The following is a 17951-nucleotide window of genomic DNA, read 5'->3' as shown; positions in this document are numbered from 1 at the left end:
GTTTTAAGGTTTATTAAAATATTGTTCTAGTTCGTTTTTATCATTTTGGATTTGTTGCATAATTTTATCTTCCGTATAAAAATCATCATCAGGATAATAACTGTCAAATGATTCAAACGTAAATAAAAGGTAATCTAAAATATTATTTAGACATCCTTGACCTGTAAAATTAGAAGTAAGATCAGGATTTTGCCTTAGTCTTTCAAATATTGTCAGGTTACAAATAGCCTGAACTATTTGATCATTTTCATATTCTTTCTGTAATTTTTCTATAATGCTTTCCAGCCATTTATTTTGTAATCTATTTAAAGTTAATGGAAGGTATGACTTCATTTCTAAAAGTCTTCGTTCCCCAATTTCTTTTACTGGTAGTTTTGGACGTTTTATCGTAGACTTTTGTACAAAATCAGATTGTTTTTTTACTGCACGATATGAGACTATAATATGGTCTTCAGGAATACTATTTTCTTCAAAAAAGCTAAACTCTGATTTAATAAAATGTTTTTCACCTTTTTTGATGATTTTTTCTTTCTCGACAATAACATATCCGATAGAAAATTGGTCTATACTTTTTATATTATTTTTAAAAGCAAGGTAGTTTTTACTTAAAGTTGGAATTTCCTTGAATTGAGTACAAATTATAGCAATCGGGGAAACTTTCTCTTTATGGCTCTTTGGAACCATACGATCAATAAATCTTTTCATATCAGGGGAAATTCCCAGTGCATAACCACCTTCATTTGTTTCAATAAAATCCAAAGCTACAGCATCTCCATCTCCATTTGATTTATCAATCCAGTTTAATAATATATTAAAAAAGTCTTCTGCGGGTTTTTCATTTTCAAACATAAATGAAAGTGATTCTGGCTTGGTTAAATCCTTTTCACCCTTTGAAAACTCATAACTTAAACCGATACATTTTGCTGCTTTAAATAAAATTGAGAATTCAGGATCGCTAACTAACATTAAGTGAGGCCTCAATCCATAATCAAATCCAATTTTTGAAAAATCCAATTTATTCATCTTTATATTTTCGTTTACTAACAAATATAACAATATTTAGATTACATTTTTTCATCGTTTAAACAATAACGTTTTAATTCACAAGAATTCTAAATATTATCTCCTTCAATATTCTGAATAGATAAATAGAATGTTTTTTGTCTTTCTGCAGTTAGAACTTCACTACCTAATTTAGTTTGTATAGTTATGCCTTAGTTCTTTATTGAGTTATAGTAGATTTTCACTCTAAACGGACTAAAAGGGCAGCTAAGATAGTGACTTAAGCATGCCCCGTGCGCATAATGGCGGCGCTTCCCTTGCCACCCTTCGGGACTTATAGCACTTACCCATCCTTAAGCCACTTACATCTTGCTTTCTTTTTTCCCGTTTTTTCGTTTTGAAAACAATTTTTGAGGGAGCAGGATTAGAGAGAAACTAAAACAGTAGTAATCTTTAAATTTTAAAATTATGGAAATCACAGGACGATTAACAGCAGATGCAGTAGTTCAAAAAGTGAACAATGACAAACAAGTGGTCAATTTCAGTATTGCCATCAATGACAATTACAAACCTAAAGGCAGTACCGAAGTAAAGGAAGTAACAACCTATATCAATTGCTCTTATTGGTTAAATACTGCTACAGCACAGTGGCTTAAAAAAGGGACACTTGTACAGCTCTTTGGGCGTATTGGCATGAATGTTTACAATAACAGCGAAGGCGAAGCAGTAGGCACGCTGACTTTTCACACCAATAATATTAAAATTTTGGTTTTTCCCAAAAAAGAAGATACTGCCCAGGCCAATTCAGCAGTAAAGGAAAAGAAATCGAAAAAAGCACAGGACGTACCTTTTTAATTCTATCACAATCACTTAAAATATTAATATCATGGCACACAATATAAATTACAACGAGCACACAGGAAAACACAGTTTTTTCAGCACTAAGCAAAAAGCATGGCACAATTTGGGGCAGATTATTACCGATTACCCCACAAGCGCACAGGCAATTCAGCACGCAGGTTTGGATTATGAAATAGAAAAACGGAAGTTATTTACAGCCAGTTCTGCCGACATTATTTTGGATAATGAAATCATTCACAATAAAATAGAAGTCCCGAATTACTACAGTACGGTGCGAACCGATAATGATGCTGTACTCGGTGTGGTAGGCAAAGATTACCAAATTGTACAAAACAGGGATGCCTTTTCTTTTTTTGACAGCATCGTAGGTGGTGACGGTATCCTATACGAAACCGCAGGGGCACTCGGAAAAGGGGAACGCATCTTTATAACGGCAAAACTGCCCGATTATATCAGGGTTGGTAACGATGATTTGATTGAAAAATATCTTTTCCTGACCACTTCCCATGACGGAAGCGGAAGCATAACCGCAGCATTCACCCCTATACGTATCGTATGCAACAATACCCTGAATGCCGCTATGAACAATAAGACCAATACCGTGCGTATTCGCCATACCTCAAATGCCAAACAGCGTTTGGAACAGGCACACAAAGTAATGGGTATATCAGATATGCTGTCTTCGCAAATGGAATCCATTTTTAACCATTGGACAAAAATCCGAATAACGGACAATGAAGTGAAAAAACTAATACAGTCCGCCCTTGTTCCGAGTAAAGAAGTGCTCAAAACTATACAAAATGGCAGGGAAGACGAATTATCTACTTGTTTTACCAATATAGTCGATAGCGCATTTGAATATGCCATGAGCAACCCTACACAACTGATGGACACCACCAAAGGGACTGTTTTTGGGGCTTACAATGCAATCACAGGATATTTTCAGAATGTTAGAAATTACAAAGATGAAGAGGCTAAATTAACTTCGCTTTTGATGGGGGGTACAGGACAGATTCGCACACAGTCTGCTTTTAACCTCTGCGTGGATTTTGCAAATAAAGGCTCGGACGCCTTGATTCTGAATTAGCTAATCGGGACAGGCATAATCTGCCTGTCCTTTTAAACCCTGAAATCATGATACAAATAGAAGATAGAAATGGAGAGAATATTGAAGTTCTAAATTTAGCAGAGGCAATAAAACAGGCAGACTACTTCAGGAATTTTGCCCATGAAGACAAACTCTTTGAAAACTTTGATAAAAAACGGCAAGCCTATTGGCAAGACCTGTACGAAAAGTTAGTAGCAATTAGTGATTTAGAGGTAAAACAAACTAAACAGTAAAGCAATGGAAACCAATTTTTTTAAATCAATCCTCGCCTTGCAGGTAGCAGGGAACTGGAAAATAAACATAGTCAAAGAAGAAGCAGACAAACTAATCGTATCGGTATTGTTTTTTAATGATACCGTTGGCGATGATGCCCGCAAAAAAGTACCGCCTATTTTGCTAAAAGGCACGGCGGAGGAACTCGACAACGGATTTTTTCAGGCGATTACAGAGCCTGTAAAAGATACCGCAAAGCTTTTTGCCAATATGGAACAGTTCCTCAAAGAAAAGGAACAGGCAAAAGTGAATTCACAGATGGAAAAAGACAACATTCTGAAAAGAGATAAGGAGAAATCCGAATTGCAGAAACAATACGAATCAGCCATGAAAAAAGCAGACGAACTCCAAACGGCAGGTAAATTTAAAGAAGCATGGATGAAAGTCCCTCCCGCTGACCTGTATCCTGAATATAAGGACATTATTCATGCCCGAAAAGCAGAGCTTTCCGATAAGTTCCCCATAGACCTTTTCAATGACCTCAAAACCGAACAGCCATGTTAACAGCCACCACCTTAGAGCGCATCTTTATCTTCAGGGATAAAGAGCAGGAGATTAAACTCGCTGACCCATCAACATCCTTCAGCCCCGAAGCGGTACTCAATTTTTATGCGCAGACCTATCCGATTTTAACTACGGCATCCATAGAGGGACCTGTTATAAATGATGATGCCGTGCAGTACAAATTTGTAGCTCAGATTGGCACAAAAGGATAAACCATGAAAACACAAACAATAACAGGCAGTATCAAACTGCCTAAAAATAAAAAGCTATGCAGACTATACAGACAGTTAGGGGAATTCACAGAAAACACAAACAGGCTTCCCGATGCGCAGGAAGTAAAAAAGAACCCAAACAGTTCGGTTCCGCTCGGCCTTTTACCGATGGTTTTCTAAGGCATTCCTTTCTGCCCTTATTCGAAATGGGCAAAAAAGTACCCGACCAATTTCAGGTGGAAAAGAATTTTTTCGCCTCACTTGCTCTCCTGTCTGGGCTGTATGGTTTTCGGGTTATGGGCACAAAAGACAAACCCTATCCATATAATATCTTATTGGCACACGAAGACATTCAGAAACAGCTCAACAGTTTGGGGCGTGATATTGAATTGTCAATTATGCAGGAACAAAATAGTAGCGTAAAATTAGCAACCAAGCATATTTATAACACGTGCAATACGCTGTACTATATTCCTGTACTGCCTTTGTACCGACTATTACAAAACAGGAAACAGAAAAAAACTGCAGAATTACTGCTCTCTGTTTTTGCTTATCTGTACCATATTGCAGGGATTCCGTATTACAGGGAAGACATCAGTTGTCTGTTTTATCACTATGAATGTATGGAAGAATGGATCATTGATGAGTTGGAAGATGAAGAGTCCGAAGATGGAAACAGCATGATTTCAGAATTAAACACGGCTTCATACTATGGGGATGTTATGCACCGTAAAATGTACAATCCCTATCATCTGAGTGTCTTTGAAAAACGTATAGGCAGTTATAAATTCAATAACAGTTTCGAAAAGGATTGTCTAAACGTTGCCAAACAGGCATTGACATTAATGCTTGAATATCCTGCGAACACTATTTTTCAAAATACCTCCAATGAGGTGTTTGAAAGCGAGGAAGGAATTATCAGGGCAGAACAGTACATTTCCTTTATAGCAGAGACTGATGGGCAACTCTATGAGAATATTGCACGGGTAATCAATGATGAATTGAACGAATGCTCCGAAATAGAAGAGCCGACGCTTCTGCAAATCTATGATGCCCAAAACGAGTTAACCCATAAAGCGCTCGATTTCGAGTGCAGGCTGTTTCCTCTTTTAAATGATTTATGCACCCTTTTAAATAATATGCCATGAAAGATATAACCTCCGCATTCGGAACATTGTACAATCCTGTAAAAGCCTTTGTGGTCTATCAGAAAAACTCCGCTGAAAAATCCATTTATGTGGAAGCCTATGATATGGATAAAAATGGCTGTCCCATAAACGCCCATCCCTTAAGCCTTAAAGAAAGCACACAGCTTGCCAGTGCCCTTGATACTTCAGAAGAACTCACACGTAAATTTCTAAAACCATCAGGACTGCTTCCAAAAAATGTACTGCATTTGAATCCCGAGCATGATGGTTATGCTATTTGGTACACCCCTGCCCAAAAAGTCAGTTTGTTTTTTGTGGAGGGTTTAGCAATCCCAAACGCAGAAGCATTTGTACCGCCCTTGTTATGGAAAGCCTCCAAAAACACCCTGTATATCTATGCAATGGTTGCAGATAAAATAATAAACGAACAGACAGCACTGTATCATGCACCCTTTTTTAATTTATATAATGATGGAAGGGTATGCATGGGTACAGTGAAAGTTGATATAAAAGCAGATTGTCATTTACAAGATTTCATGCAATCTTGGGAGCAGTATTTCTTTAAAAGCTATTTCAGTCATCTGATTGGAAATACAAGTCCTGTAAAAGGAAACATCATACAGCTTTGGCAGAAATTGGTGGGTAGCGGTAAACCGTTTCCCATAAAATCCCTAATCAAAAATGGTTTAACACTTAAAAAATTACTATCATGAATACACAAAGCGCCATGCATTACTCACACAATTACCTGATAAACCCAGCCAATCCCATAACGGTAAATCTTATTGGCGCAGGAGGAACAGGAAGCAGGATGCTCACTGAACTCGCAAGAATGAACCACAGCCTTATAGCCTTGGGACATCCTGGACTACAGGTTAATTTGTTCGATGATGATGTAGTCACTAATGCCAATCAGGGACGACAGCTTTTTGCAGATGCTGAGGTTGGGCTTCCCAAAGCAGTAGCACTTATAAATCGTATTAATCGCTTTTTTGGAACGAATTGGAAAGCCGTAACAGAGCAATTTTCAACAGCTAATCTGAAGTCCCTGCCCAATCGTGGCAGAGCAAATATTTACATTAGTTGTGTCGATACCGTATCGGCACGTTTTGATATAGCAGATTTCTTAAAGAACTGTAATGGAAATAATGATTTTGAACGCAACAAATCCCTTTATTGGCTCGACCTCGGCAACGCCCAAAATACAGGTCAGGCGATACTCTCAACAATCAGCGAAATCAAACAGCCTGATTCCAAACTATACAGGACTGTACCCAGTCTTCCGATGCTAACCGATGAATTTAAGGAATTACTAATGGCGCAGACAGATAACAATGAGCCGAGCTGTTCCCTTGCCGAGGCACTCGAAAAACAGGATTTATTTATTAATGCGACACTTGCCTGTATGGGGGCATCACTACTATGGAAATTATTTCGTGAAGGCATGACTGCCCAAAGAGGATTTTTTCTGAATCTTGGCACTTTTAGGTTAGAACCTATAGCGGTAGGCTAATGCCCGCCGCCCCGCAATTGGTCGGGCAATTGCGGGGCGCTTTAAAACGGAACAACATCATTAGCTATATTGCTCATTACACAATCGCAATATAGCTAATGATGTTTGTGTGTTTAGTGTTTTATTTTCAAAATGCAATAAGTACCCTAAACTACTAATTTTTAATTTTTACTAGAATAATTAATATACTGACAGCCATCATGGTAATGTTTCTAACCCTGATAAATCGTTAAATTAATTTTATATGAAATGACATCTAAATCCCCTATAAACCATTCTCCTTATTTTAACATTCATAGTAAAATGAGAAACATTATTATATATTAATTGGCAAATAGCTAATTATTAAATCGTCACCATAGATTATAAACTAAGACCGTAGTAAAAGAAATTTAAAGTAATTGATTTTGCTTTTTAGGCAACCTTTTTATTGTATAAATGGTTTTAACATTTTTTTTTGAAAAAACCGAAAAAATATAAGTAAGTTTGTTTCTATTATTTTTTCACATGAATCGATTTCACATCATAGTACTTGTTTTACTTGGCTTATTCCTAATGCCAACAGACACTTTTGCCTGTGAAAAAATTGTGGTAAATCATTCTTGTACAAAAGAGACTTCGCAATCTGATAAAGATGATTGCTGTTCTAAAACGAATCATTCAGGTGAGAAAAATCATGATGGATGTGGCGGAAAATGTGGGCATTCAATGTGCGGGTGTGCTTCAATTTGCAACGGAGGAATTACGTTTGTAAACCAGCTTGAATTCAAAAACATTACCTTGAGTTTTTTTTCTGAAAAACAAAAATTCTACAATTCAGAAACCGCAATTTTAACTGGTTTCTCTTCTATCTGGCTTATACCTAAAATAAGCTAAAACCCTTTTTTGACAGCCATACGTGTGTCAAAAAAGGAAGGCATTTGCTTTTCATTATTTTAATTTTTCGCTTTAGAGAATAATAGTCTATACACCTCGTATATACAATTATTTCTCATAAGGCTACATTCACTTCTAATACATTTTAAAATGAAATCAATTCAAAAAGGATTGATGGCAATTACAATATTGCTATCAGTCATAGTGTATGGCGCACCTATAAAAAATGCCAAAACCGTAAACACAAAAATTTATGGTAATTGTCTAATGTGCAAAACTGCTATTGAAAAAGCAGGAAACATCGAAAATATCGCTTCGGTAAACTGGGATGAGAATACCAAAATTGCGGCCATTACCTACGACCAGAAGAAAACAAATCAGGATGAGATTCTAAAACGAATTGCCTTAGCGGGATATGACAGTGAGCAATTCTTATCTCCTGCCGATGCATATGCAAAACTTCCAAAATGCTGCCAATACGAAAGAACAAATAAGATGGCTGTCCCAATGAAAGAATCAAAAATGGATATGGAGAAAATGGATCATTCCCAGCATACAACCGCAGTTCTTCCAGATGCAGAACAAGAGAGTCCATTTAAAATAATTTTCGACAACTACTTTGAGGTAAAAGATGCTTTGGTGAAAACAGATGCCAAGACTACTGCAATCAAATCTAAAGAGCTTCTTACTGCAATCAATGCCATTAAAATGGAAAACCTAAAATCTAAAGAACATACTGCATGGATGAATTTAATGAAAAGTTTAGCTATGGATGCAAAGAACATTTCTGAAACCCAAGATATTAAGAAACAAAGAGAATCCTTTAAAAGCTTATCTAAAAACACTTACGATCTTATAAAAACTACCAATCCGCCACAACCGGTTTATTATAACCATTGCCCAATGGTTGATGCGAATTGGCTCAGCAAAGAAAGCGGTATCAAGAATCCGTATTACGGTTCCCAGATGCTAAGCTGTGGATCAACTATAGAAACAATCAAATAATCCCAAATCATAAAATTAAAAATATAATTACAGGTACTTCAATCCTTGGAGCATTAATCTTAGGAACCCTATGGCTGTCTTCTTGCAGTAAATCAGATGATATGAATATGTCCGATCCAAAATTGAACATAAACTATCCTGCCGCATATGTGGTCAATGCCCAGGACGGCACAATTTCAGTAATCAAATTGGCAACCAATAAAGTTACAGAGACCGTCAGCCTTATGGGGACCGGAACTGATATGATCATGTGGCCTTACCACATTTCTTTACATTCTAATCATGTGACCATTGGCGTGCCCGGAATGGACTTCTCTGCCGGTCATACTGTCGGCATGGAAGGAATGACAGGTAAACTCCTAGTAATTGATGCCGTCCATGGGACAACTGTAAAAAATATTAACCTGCCAATGATGAACCATAACACGATCTACAGTCCAAATGGTTTAGAAATTTGGGTGCCTCAAATGGACATGAATGGAAAAGTTAGGATTTACATTTTTAGCTTAAAAAGGTATTCAAAATGCCAACAGGAGATTGAATTTGCACAATCAAAAAAAGAATAATTCGTATAACACTCAAATAAAAGAATGTTGGACAAAACAACATTTATAAGAGATCAAAAACTAAAAAAATGAAAAAAATAATTTTCTCAACCCTTGTAATGGCAATTGTACTTATAGCCTGTAATTCAAAAAACAAAGAAACTACAACGCCTGAAGCTGCTTCTGGGACCGCTCAGAATGATTCACAATTGTATGCCTGTTCCATGCATCCTGAAGTTACAGGAAAAAAAGGAGACAAATGTTCCAAATGCGGAATGGAATTAACCGAGCCAGTAAAGGAAACTACTGAAAAAAACGCAGAAGCAAAAACAACCCAGGCTGCTCAGGCAACATTTTCTATTAACGAAATCGTTAATAATTACCTGTCTCTAAAAAATGCATTAACCAAAGATGATACAAAAGGTGCCGCAAATGCCGCAAATACATTATACACAATTTTTAATAGTGTAAATCCCAATTCAATCGATGCGAAATTAAAGACAGAATATCTTGATATAGCTGATGATGCCAAAGAACACGCCCAACATATTGGAGCTAATGGTGGAAATATTGAGCACCAAAGAGAGCATTTCGCCATGCTCAGTAAAGACATGAATGATTTGATAAAATCTTTCAAGTCAGAACAAAAATTGTATCAGGACTTCTGCCCTATGTATGATGCAGGGAAAGGGGCTATCTGGATCAGTGAAACAAAAGAGATAAAAAATCCTTACTATGGTTCTAAAATGCTAACCTGCGGCTCAATGAAAAAACAATTGTAAAATGAAACGATTCATCAGAAAGATTCTTTTTATTGGGTTAATTATTTTTCTACTGATGCAATTGTATCAGCCTGCCCGAAATTCCGATTACGGGCAGGTTTTACCAATTCACATTTCGAGAGTCTATCCCATTCCCAAAAATGTACAAACGATTCTTCAGACTTCCTGTTATGATTGTCACAGCAGCAACACGCAATATCCATGGTACTCCTACATACAGCCGGCACGTACTTTCATGGAGGGGCATATTACTAAGGGTAAAGAAAATTTGAATTTTAGCCAATGGGGAAGTTATTCCAAACGAAAACAGGAAAATAAATTAGACCGAATTGCCAAGCAGATAAAAGCTAACGAAATGCCTTTGGCTTCCTATACGCTGATCCATAAAAATGCAGTGCTGAATACTGTTCAGAAAGAACAACTGCTCAATTGGATTGAAAAAGTAAGCGATAGTCTTGCACAAATAAATTAAATCTATGGTACACAAATTAATAGAATGGTCGCTGCGCAACCGTTATATCGTTTTACTATTATCAGCAGGAATATTTGTATGGGGTATCATCTCTATTCAAAAAAATCCTATTGATGCTATTCCCGATTTATCTGAAAATCAGGTAATCGTTTTTACAGAATGGATGGGACGTGCTCCACAGCTCGTTGAAGACCAGATCACCTATCCCTTGGTTACCAACCTTCAGGGATTGCCCAAAATTAAATATGTAAGAGCTGCTTCCATGTTTGGTATGAGTTTTATTTATGTCATTTTTGAAGATGATGTTGATGTATACTGGGCAAGATCAAGAGTACTGGAAAGGCTCAGTACTATTAGCAGCACCTTGCCCAAAGGAGTTGCCCCGCAATTAGGACCCGATGGAACTGGGGTTGGGCATATACTCTGGTATACTTTGGAGGCACCCGGTGTTGACCTTGGCGAACAAAGAGCCCTACAGGACTGGTACGTCAAGTTTGCTTTGCAAAATGTTCCCGGAGTAAGTGAAATTGCTTCTTTTGGAGGATTTCAAAAAGAATACCAGGTTACCATTGATCCAAACAAACTGCTATATTATAAGCTGTCTGTCCCGGAGGTTATAAGTGCTGTACGTGCCAATAATAATGAAAGCGGCGGAAGAAAATTCGACATGAGTGATATTGGTTATATCATTAAGACATCCGGTTATCTGAAATCCATCAAAGAGATTGAGGATATTCCGCTGAAAAACCAAAATGGAATTCCTATAAAAGTCAGCGATATAGGAACTGTCCAGATGAGCGGGGAAACCCGATTGGGAATCTTTGATCATAATGGCACAGGCGAAGTCGTTGGAGGTATAGTAGTGATGCGTTATGGTGAAAACGCAGATGCTGTAATTGATAATGTGAAAGAAAAGATGAAGGAAGTTGCTAAAGGGCTCCCAAAAGGGGTAAAATTCAATATTGTATATGACCGGGGACATCTGATTAAAGAATCTATTGATTCGGTTAAGCGTACCTTAATTGAAGAAATGCTTGTAGTGTCGCTTATCGTTATTATTTTTCTTTTTCACTGGCGCAGTGCACTGAGTATTATCATCCAGATACCAATTACCATTGCAGCAAGTTTCATACTGCTCAATGCCTTTGACATATCCTCCAATATTATGTCCCTTACCGGTATAGCACTTGCCATTGGAGTAATAGTTGACAACGGTATTATTATGAGTGAAAACGCCTACCAGCATCTCTCGCAACGGTATGCACAATGGGAATCTGAACAAAAAAATGAAACAAACTCTGATGAAAAGAATTAAAAATATATTTCGCAAAAAACCACAGTGGATATCCGAAGAGGAAAGACTCAAAATAATTGAGAAAAGCAGCAAGCAGGTTTCTCGTGGCGTATTCTTTGCCACTGTAATTATAATTACTTCTTTCTTGCCTGTGTTTATGCTTACCGGACAGGAAGGAAAACTATTCCATCCTTTGGCCTATACAAAAACATTCATAATGATTGTGGACGCCCTATTGGTACTTACATTAGCTCCGGTACTGATTTCTTTTTTTATGAAAGGGAAATTCCGTCCAACCGATTCACATCCGGTAAATCGTTTTTTAGAAAGGGGTTATGAGCCAATCATACGCTGGGTTCTGAAATGGAGAAAAACAACCCTTACAGTTAATATTTTGGCGTTATTGATTTCTATTCCATTATTGATGCGGCTCGGAACGGAGTTCATGCCTCCACTGGATGAGCAGAGCATTTTATTTATGCCTGTTACCCTGCCTGATGTATCCAATGGAGAAATCAAACGCATTTTACAGGTACAGGATAAAATAATAAAATCAGTTCCTGAAGTAGAAAGTGTTTTGGGTAAAGCCGGAAGAGCCAATACTGCTACTGATAATTCCCCAATGAGCATGATTGAGACCATTATAATGCTTAAACCAAAATCACAATGGCGTGAAGGAATAAATAAAAAAGACATTATTAAGGAACTTGATACCAAACTGCAGATACCTGGTGTAGTAAATGGATGGACACAGCCTATTATCAATCGTATTAATATGCTCGCTACAGGAATTCGTACCGATGTGGGTATTAAAGTTTACGGGCAGAACCTGGATACCATTGCACGTGTATCGGAAAGAGTGAAAATGGCTTTAGAAGGAACACCCGGAGTGTCCGACTTATTTGTAGATCCCATTACTGGCGGCAAATATCTGGATGTTGATGTCAATCGTGCAGAACTGGCACGATATGGACTAACTGTAGATGATGTAAATCAAACCGTGGAATTTGCTTTAGGAGGGGCGTCCATTGGTAATACGGTTGAAGGACGAAGACGTTTTTCAATAAGTGTGCGTATGGCTCAGGACTATAGAAATAGTGTCGAACGCATTAAACGCATTCCCTTGCAATCCCCAACCTTTGGAGAAGTGCCCCTGTCTTCTGTTGCTGATATTAAATTCGTAGACGGCCCTCCAATGATCAGTTCAGAAAATGCGCTTCTTCGTGGAGCAGTCATGTTCAATATACGCGACCGTGATATGGGGGGAACTGTGCAGGAAGCCATGAAAAAATTAGAAAGTGCCAAAAATATACTTCCCGAAGGGTACTTTATAGAATGGAGCGGACAATATGAGAACCTGATCAGCGGAGAAAAGACCCTTAAGATCATTGCACCGATAGTATTGCTTATTATTTTCTTCTCCCTCTATTTTGCTTTTAACTCCCTCAGAGAAGCCTTCTTAAGCCTTATAACAGTGCCTTTTGCTTTGATTGGCGGTGCCTATATAATCTTTTTCTGGGATGTCAATCTATCAGTGGCCGTAGCAGTTGGATTTATTGCCCTGTTTGGAATTGCAGTGGAAACCGGAATAGTAATGGTTATTTATCTCAATGATGCCATGGAACAGCTTATCAAGGCCAAAGGGAATTCAAGAGAAACAATAACTAAAGAGGACCTTAGGGAGTATGTGGTGCACGGCGCCGCAAAACGATTGCGCCCAAAACTAATGACCGTTTGCGTCTCATTATTTGGATTAGTGCCTGTCCTTTGGTCCAATGGTGTTGGTATGGATGTAATGAAACCAATTGTCTTGCCTATGATTGGCGGCGTATTTACTTCTGCCGTACATATCTTATTAGTAACCCCGCTTATTTTCCTAATGTCTAAAGAATATGAATTACGAAAATATGGTAAACTCGAAGTACATGATGTCAAACATTAAAATACTGGCAGTACTATTGCTTTTACTGCCATTACAGCTATTGAGCCAGACCAAACAGGTCTTGTCTCTTGATACAATCCTTCAAAGGATTGATAAAAAAAACGTGCTCCTGCAAAGCTATAGCCTAAAGGCAGAAGGATATAAATATAGTGCCGATGCCGCAACGGCATGGATGGCACCAATGGTGGGTGTGGGAACCTTTATGACCCCCTATCCTTTTCAGGAAGTTATGGATGACCGCGACAAGGGATCTTTAATGTTCAGAATTGAACAAGACATCCCTAATATAGGAAAGCTAAACAAGAAGAAAAAATTTATCCAGTCCCAAGGAAACATTGAGAACGCTACGCGGACCGTTACACTTAACGACTATAAAGCTCAGGCCAAGCAGCTCTACTACAGCTGGATGGTAGCCGAACAGCGAATGAAAGTTTTGGATCAGAACGAAAAGATAATGCTGACCATGAAAAAGATTGAGGAAGTACGCTATCCTTACAACCAGTCGCAGTTGGGTAATGTATACAAGATTGATGCAAGGATTGAAGAAAACAAAAATATGATCCGCATGCAGGAAGGTGAAATCGCAAAAGCAAGAGCATGGCTCAACAGCTTGATGAACCAGCCCGGCAATGCTGATTTTTCAATCGACACAAGTATTATCCCTGTCTTCAACCCGGCTTTGCACGACACCACAAGTCTTGCAGCTGTGCGAGGAGATATTAAAAAGATGGATGCGGGAATTGAATCGATGCAGCTCAGTATTCAAGCGATGAAAGCAGAGAAAAATCCTTCTTTTAAAATCCAGTTTGACCATATGAATTCTTTTGATAAAATGATGCCCAAAGCCTATTCGGTAATGGCAATGATGTCTATTCCTATTGCTCCGTGGTCCTCAAAAATGTATAAATCAGATGTCAAAGCAATGCAATATAATGTACAGGCAATGGAGAAAGAGAAATCCGCCATGCTGCAGGAAACCCAAGGTATGTTATATGGAATGCAATATGAAATACTGACCATGCAAAAAAGGATTCAGGGACTCGAAACCAAAATAATCCCTTCTATGCAAAAGTCCTTGGATGTAAACTTTCTGAACTATCAGGAAAACAAACTTCAGATTCCTGTAGTAATTGATTCCTGGGAAGCTTTAAATATGCTGCAGAATAACTTATTAGATGAAAAATTAAAACTATATCAAATGATTGTCGATTATGAAAAAGAACTCTATCGCTAAGTTAGTCGGATTGTTATTCGTTTCGATACTAGTATTGACAGCCTGTAACAAGAAAACCGAGCATAACAATAAGCCAGCACATCAGCATAGTACAAATCAGGAATATACCTGTCCAATGCATCCCGAAGTTATCCAGGATAAGCCCGGCAGCTGCCCTATATGCGGTATGGAATTGGTTCCAAGACACACATCTGGTACGGAAACAGCTATAGACAGCAGTTTAAAACACCTTTTAAAACCAGTCAACGAACAGGTCGTTTCTAATATATCTGTCATAAAACCTGACGCAGGTACTAAAATATTCTCCATGGAGGTACAAGGAATTATTACCTACGACACCCGTGACCAGACCAGTATTTCCAGCAGGGTAAGCGGCAGGATTGAGCGTCTGCTGATTAAGTACAATTATCAGCCCGTAAAAAAAGGACAGCTAATCATGGAAATCTATTCACCTGATCTGGCTGCCGCGCAAAGAGAATTGTTATTTATTTATCAATCTGACCCAAACAATCCAATGCTTCAAAAAGCAAAAGAAAGGCTGTCTCTGTTAGGCATGCAGCAGAAACAAATCCAACAGGTATTAAAAACAGGTAAAATTTCCTATCGCATCCCTGTTTACAGTAATGCCTCCGGATACATCTTGGACAACACTGCAGTAGCAAACGTGTCTGCATCAGCTCCAGCGGCTTCTCCTCAAAGCGCAGCGTCAGATGATGGTATGGGCGCTATGGGCTCAAGCGGCAATACAGCATCAAATAGTAGTGCATCTACCCCTGCTGCCTCTGCTATTATGCTAAGAGAAGGACAGTATATTGGAGCAGGACAAACACTTTTTACAATCTATACCAACAAAAACCTTATTGCTGAATTTGCTTTTGATCCATCGGTATCACCACAGATTAAAAAAGGGCAAAAATTGGTGTTTTATGAACCCTCAGATAAGCAAACCGTGTATACTGGTAATATAGGACTCATTCAGCCCGTCTTTAAAGAGGGAAGCAATTTTACCATAGCGCGAATTTATTTGCAGGATAATAAATTTCAGACAGGAAAATTGGTGACTGCAATTATTCCTATTGTCAGTAAAGGCTGGTGGCTACCGCAAAGTGCCGTTCTCAATCTAGGAAATAAATCCATCGTTTTCAAAAAAGAACAGGATGTATTTGTTCCCCGAGAAGTTAAAACGAAGAACAATGCTGATGGCATGGTGCTCATAGATCAAGACATCAGTGATTGGAATATTGCCAGCAATGCAGCCTATATGATAGATAGTGAGAGTTTTATCAAAATATCTTCAGAACATAAATTAAAAAATTAAACCATGAACAATAAATCAATACTTCGTACTATTTTGCTCATTGCTATGGTTTTTCCACTTCTATTTGCAGCATGTACCCAAAAAGAAGAAAAAAAAGCCAGCCAGGAAAAAACTCAAACATATACCTGCCCCATGCATCCGCAAATTGTAAAAGACGGTCCAGGTTCATGCCCAATTTGTGGAATGGATTTAGTACCCTTCGAAAAAAACAACGCACAGGACTTTCTAACTTTGGGGCCAAGCCAGCAAGCACTAGCCAATTTGACTACAATAACTGCTGGGGAAAATGAATTTTCAAATTCTTCCCGTCTCAACGGACGTTTGGTTACTGACCCTGAGCAAACTATTTACATCTCAAGTCGCGTGGCAGGAAGGATTGAAGAGTTGTATGTAAAAGAAACCGGTGTCCCCGTTCGAAAAGGTCAGCCTTTATACAGAATATATTCAGAACAGCTTTCAGCCCTGCAGCAGGAATACCTTCTTGCCACAGCACAGGCCGCAAGCTTTACTGAGGATAAACGCTTTGGCCAAATAAAAAGTGCTGCAAAACAAAAACTATTATTATATGGACAATCTGAAGCACAGCTTAATGAATTATTAAAAAAACAAAAAGCTTCTCCTTATGTTGTTTATTACGCACCAAATTCAGGAATAGTTGCGGAACTTTCCATAACGGAAGGCCAATATGTAGCAGAAGGAGCCTCTATTATGAAACTGGAAGATTACAATCGTTTATGGGTCGAAGCCGATGTCTATCCGGCAGATGCTGGTAAAATTAAACCGGGACAAAAAGTAAAAGTTATAGTCACTGGTTATGAAGATCAGCCCCAAACAATGACCGTAGATTTTATAAATCCTGCCCTGCAAACAAGCAAGCAGATAATACAGCTGCGCGGTGCTATTGCCAATCCGAACAATCAATGGCAGGCAGGTCAGCAGGCAATTGTTTTACTGCCTTCATCAGAACAAAAAATGAAATTGACGATACCTGTAGATGCTGTAATAAGAGACGGCAGCGGTACACATGTGTGGATTGAAATTGAAAAAGGCAAATATCAGCCAAGAATGGTGGCTCTTGGTTCGGAAACTTTCGATGAAGTCGAAATTACTACTGGCTTAAAAAAAGGAGATATTGTTGTTGCATCTGGCGCCTATCTCTTGTACAGTGAGTTTATATTAAAAAAAGGCAAAAACCCAATGTCAGGAATGAAAATGTAATAATCAATCACACAGACAATGAAAAAATTAATCAAAACAGGAATTCCAATATCAGTAATTTTCTTACTTATTGCCTGCGGTAATAATGAAAACAAAAAGAAAGAGATTCCGCAGAAAAATAAAACTTCTATCGTAATTCCAAAGGAATCCGTAGTGAAGATAAATGACGATATTTTAAACGCAATATACAGCCAGTATGCCCATTTAACAGTTGCCCTTACCCAAGATAATGTCGCAGAAGCAAAACTGGCGGCCAATGCGATTGAGGCCGGAGCACGAGAAATCAGCAACAACAGCAATCTTGCAGCAAGCGCAGCAGCAATCGTTTCAGCTCCAAATATCGAAAAGCAGCGAGCTGCTTATTCTAATCTAAGTAATGAAATGGTGGGCTTGCTAAAAAAAGCAGGAATGGCTCAGGCTGAGCTATACGTGGAATATTGTCCAATGGCTTTCGACAATAAAGGAGCTGTATGGATTAGTTCTACCAAAGAAGTGCGTAACCCTTACTTTGGAGAAAAAATGCTCAAGTGTGGTGAGGTGAAAGAAACAATTAAATAATCAGAATCTAAGATTGAAGACTGTTTGCAATTATTTTTTAGTGTTAAACAATCGGTTGAAACAGCTGATGAAAAACTAGCCATTTG

General features: G+C 38.2%; 20 protein-coding genes. 19 read left to right on the top strand and 1 reads right to left on the bottom strand.

What is annotated here, in order from left to right:
- Window positions 1-3 precede the first annotated feature (3 nt).
- Window positions 4-1023, bottom strand: coding sequence for a hypothetical protein (locus AC3IS6_RS11165; RefSeq protein ID WP_291285309.1), 1020 nt, complete (start codon window positions 1021-1023; stop codon window positions 4-6).
- Window positions 1024-1470: 447 nt separating this feature from the next.
- Here AC3IS6_RS11165 and AC3IS6_RS11160 point away from each other — a divergent pair, with 447 nt between their 5' ends.
- The 19 genes from AC3IS6_RS11160 to AC3IS6_RS11070 all read left to right on the top strand — a co-directional run bounded on the left by AC3IS6_RS11160 (window position 1471) and on the right by AC3IS6_RS11070 (window position 17865).
- On the top strand, window positions 1471-1857 hold the full coding sequence (locus tag AC3IS6_RS11160; protein WP_291285310.1) for a single-stranded DNA-binding protein: 387 nt from the start codon (window positions 1471-1473) through the stop codon (window positions 1855-1857).
- Window positions 1858-1888: 31 nt separating this feature from the next.
- A complete protein-coding gene (locus AC3IS6_RS11155; protein ID WP_291285311.1) occupies window positions 1889-2950 on the top strand; it encodes a DUF932 domain-containing protein in 1062 nt (353 codons plus the stop codon).
- Window positions 2951-2997: 47 nt separating this feature from the next.
- Window positions 2998-3204 (top strand): hypothetical protein, encoded by a 207-nt coding sequence (locus AC3IS6_RS11150; RefSeq protein WP_083558606.1) that lies wholly within the window; start codon window positions 2998-3000, stop codon window positions 3202-3204.
- A 4-nt stretch (window positions 3205-3208) separates the two neighbouring features.
- Window positions 3209-3748 (top strand): prtrc system protein e, encoded by a 540-nt coding sequence (locus AC3IS6_RS11145; RefSeq protein WP_291285312.1) that lies wholly within the window; start codon window positions 3209-3211, stop codon window positions 3746-3748.
- Entirely contained in the window at window positions 3742-3960 is a 219-nt protein-coding gene (locus AC3IS6_RS11140; RefSeq protein WP_291285313.1) for a PRTRC system protein C, read from the top strand. The genes AC3IS6_RS11145 and AC3IS6_RS11140 overlap by 7 nt, the downstream gene beginning before the upstream one ends.
- 56 nt (window positions 3961-4016) lie before the next feature.
- Window positions 4017-5108 (top strand): hypothetical protein, encoded by a 1092-nt coding sequence (locus tag AC3IS6_RS11135; protein ID WP_291285314.1) that lies wholly within the window; start codon window positions 4017-4019, stop codon window positions 5106-5108.
- Window positions 5105-5821 carry a PRTRC system protein B gene (locus AC3IS6_RS11130; protein WP_291285315.1) on the top strand — a complete coding sequence of 239 codons (717 nt, stop codon included), beginning with the start codon at window positions 5105-5107 and terminating at the stop codon, window positions 5819-5821. The genes AC3IS6_RS11135 and AC3IS6_RS11130 overlap by 4 nt, the downstream gene beginning before the upstream one ends.
- Window positions 5818-6621 carry a PRTRC system ThiF family protein gene (locus tag AC3IS6_RS11125; protein WP_291285316.1) on the top strand — a complete coding sequence of 268 codons (804 nt, stop codon included), beginning with the start codon at window positions 5818-5820 and terminating at the stop codon, window positions 6619-6621. The genes AC3IS6_RS11130 and AC3IS6_RS11125 overlap by 4 nt, the downstream gene beginning before the upstream one ends.
- A gap of 507 nt (window positions 6622-7128) precedes the next feature.
- Window positions 7129-7497: a hypothetical protein gene (locus tag AC3IS6_RS11120; RefSeq protein ID WP_291285317.1), complete on the top strand. Its 369-nt coding sequence runs from the start codon at window positions 7129-7131 to the stop codon at window positions 7495-7497.
- A 150-nt stretch (window positions 7498-7647) separates the two neighbouring features.
- The gene (locus AC3IS6_RS11115; RefSeq protein WP_291285318.1) at window positions 7648-8502 is read left to right on the top strand and encodes a DUF3347 domain-containing protein; all 855 of its coding nucleotides are present in this window, start codon (window positions 7648-7650) and stop codon (window positions 8500-8502) included.
- Window positions 8503-8603: 101 nt separating this feature from the next.
- The gene (locus AC3IS6_RS11110) at window positions 8604-9068 is read left to right on the top strand and encodes a YncE family protein (protein ID WP_291285319.1); all 465 of its coding nucleotides are present in this window, start codon (window positions 8604-8606) and stop codon (window positions 9066-9068) included.
- A gap of 68 nt (window positions 9069-9136) precedes the next feature.
- The gene (locus AC3IS6_RS11105) at window positions 9137-9829 is read left to right on the top strand and encodes a DUF3347 domain-containing protein (RefSeq protein WP_291285320.1); all 693 of its coding nucleotides are present in this window, start codon (window positions 9137-9139) and stop codon (window positions 9827-9829) included.
- Between the two features lies 1 nt (window position 9830).
- Window positions 9831-10301 carry a heme-binding domain-containing protein gene (locus tag AC3IS6_RS11100; RefSeq protein WP_035650032.1) on the top strand — a complete coding sequence of 157 codons (471 nt, stop codon included), beginning with the start codon at window positions 9831-9833 and terminating at the stop codon, window positions 10299-10301.
- A gap of 4 nt (window positions 10302-10305) precedes the next feature.
- A complete protein-coding gene (locus AC3IS6_RS11095; RefSeq protein WP_035650031.1) occupies window positions 10306-11616 on the top strand; it encodes an efflux RND transporter permease subunit in 1311 nt (436 codons plus the stop codon).
- Window positions 11603-13537 carry an efflux RND transporter permease subunit gene (locus AC3IS6_RS11090; protein ID WP_291285321.1) on the top strand — a complete coding sequence of 645 codons (1935 nt, stop codon included), beginning with the start codon at window positions 11603-11605 and terminating at the stop codon, window positions 13535-13537. The genes AC3IS6_RS11095 and AC3IS6_RS11090 overlap by 14 nt, the downstream gene beginning before the upstream one ends.
- Window positions 13488-14771: a TolC family protein gene (locus tag AC3IS6_RS11085; RefSeq protein ID WP_489164900.1), complete on the top strand. Its 1284-nt coding sequence runs from the start codon at window positions 13488-13490 to the stop codon at window positions 14769-14771. The genes AC3IS6_RS11090 and AC3IS6_RS11085 overlap by 50 nt, the downstream gene beginning before the upstream one ends.
- 10 nt (window positions 14772-14781) lie before the next feature.
- Entirely contained in the window at window positions 14782-16089 is a 1308-nt protein-coding gene (locus AC3IS6_RS11080) for a heavy metal-binding domain-containing protein (protein WP_489164899.1), read from the top strand.
- Between the two features lie 3 nt (window positions 16090-16092).
- A complete protein-coding gene (locus AC3IS6_RS11075) occupies window positions 16093-17307 on the top strand; it encodes an efflux RND transporter periplasmic adaptor subunit (protein ID WP_291286689.1) in 1215 nt (404 codons plus the stop codon).
- An 18-nt stretch (window positions 17308-17325) separates the two neighbouring features.
- Entirely contained in the window at window positions 17326-17865 is a 540-nt protein-coding gene (locus AC3IS6_RS11070) for a DUF3347 domain-containing protein (RefSeq protein ID WP_291286688.1), read from the top strand.
- The last annotated feature ends 86 nt before the right edge of the window (window positions 17866-17951 follow it).

Source organism: Flavobacterium sp. KH_035 (assembly GCF_057839565.1).
The sequence above is the reverse complement of the archived record's forward strand: the minus strand, read 5'-3'. Positions and strand labels throughout refer to the sequence as shown.

Bases quoted from the DNA above. Each gene is read 5' to 3' on its own strand.
- AC3IS6_RS11140 (WP_291285313.1), top strand. From the start codon at position 3,742: ATGTTAACAGCCACCACCTTAGAGCGCATCTTTATCTTCAGGGATAAA.
- AC3IS6_RS11105 (WP_291285320.1), top strand. From the start codon at position 9,137: ATGAAAAAAATAATTTTCTCAACCCTTGTAATGGCAATTGTACTTATA.
- AC3IS6_RS11155 (WP_291285311.1), top strand. From the start codon at position 1,889: ATGGCACACAATATAAATTACAACGAGCACACAGGAAAACACAGTTTT.
- AC3IS6_RS11115 (WP_291285318.1), top strand. From the start codon at position 7,648: ATGAAATCAATTCAAAAAGGATTGATGGCAATTACAATATTGCTATCA.
- AC3IS6_RS11095 (WP_035650031.1), top strand. From the start codon at position 10,306: ATGGTACACAAATTAATAGAATGGTCGCTGCGCAACCGTTATATCGTT.
- AC3IS6_RS11100 (WP_035650032.1), top strand. From the start codon at position 9,831: ATGAAACGATTCATCAGAAAGATTCTTTTTATTGGGTTAATTATTTTT.
- AC3IS6_RS11135 (WP_291285314.1), top strand. From the start codon at position 4,017: ATGCAGACTATACAGACAGTTAGGGGAATTCACAGAAAACACAAACAG.
- AC3IS6_RS11160 (WP_291285310.1), top strand. From the start codon at position 1,471: ATGGAAATCACAGGACGATTAACAGCAGATGCAGTAGTTCAAAAAGTG.
- AC3IS6_RS11125 (WP_291285316.1), top strand. From the start codon at position 5,818: ATGAATACACAAAGCGCCATGCATTACTCACACAATTACCTGATAAAC.
- AC3IS6_RS11075 (WP_291286689.1), top strand. From the start codon at position 16,093: ATGAACAATAAATCAATACTTCGTACTATTTTGCTCATTGCTATGGTT.
- AC3IS6_RS11070 (WP_291286688.1), top strand. From the start codon at position 17,326: ATGAAAAAATTAATCAAAACAGGAATTCCAATATCAGTAATTTTCTTA.
- AC3IS6_RS11110 (WP_291285319.1), top strand. From the start codon at position 8,604: ATGAATATGTCCGATCCAAAATTGAACATAAACTATCCTGCCGCATAT.
- AC3IS6_RS11145 (WP_291285312.1), top strand. From the start codon at position 3,209: ATGGAAACCAATTTTTTTAAATCAATCCTCGCCTTGCAGGTAGCAGGG.
- AC3IS6_RS11090 (WP_291285321.1), top strand. From the start codon at position 11,603: ATGAAAAGAATTAAAAATATATTTCGCAAAAAACCACAGTGGATATCC.
- AC3IS6_RS11150 (WP_083558606.1), top strand. From the start codon at position 2,998: ATGATACAAATAGAAGATAGAAATGGAGAGAATATTGAAGTTCTAAAT.
- AC3IS6_RS11085 (WP_489164900.1), top strand. From the start codon at position 13,488: ATGAATTACGAAAATATGGTAAACTCGAAGTACATGATGTCAAACATT.
- AC3IS6_RS11165 (WP_291285309.1), bottom strand. From the start codon at position 1,023: ATGAATAAATTGGATTTTTCAAAAATTGGATTTGATTATGGATTGAGG.
- AC3IS6_RS11120 (WP_291285317.1), top strand. From the start codon at position 7,129: ATGAATCGATTTCACATCATAGTACTTGTTTTACTTGGCTTATTCCTA.
- AC3IS6_RS11130 (WP_291285315.1), top strand. From the start codon at position 5,105: ATGAAAGATATAACCTCCGCATTCGGAACATTGTACAATCCTGTAAAA.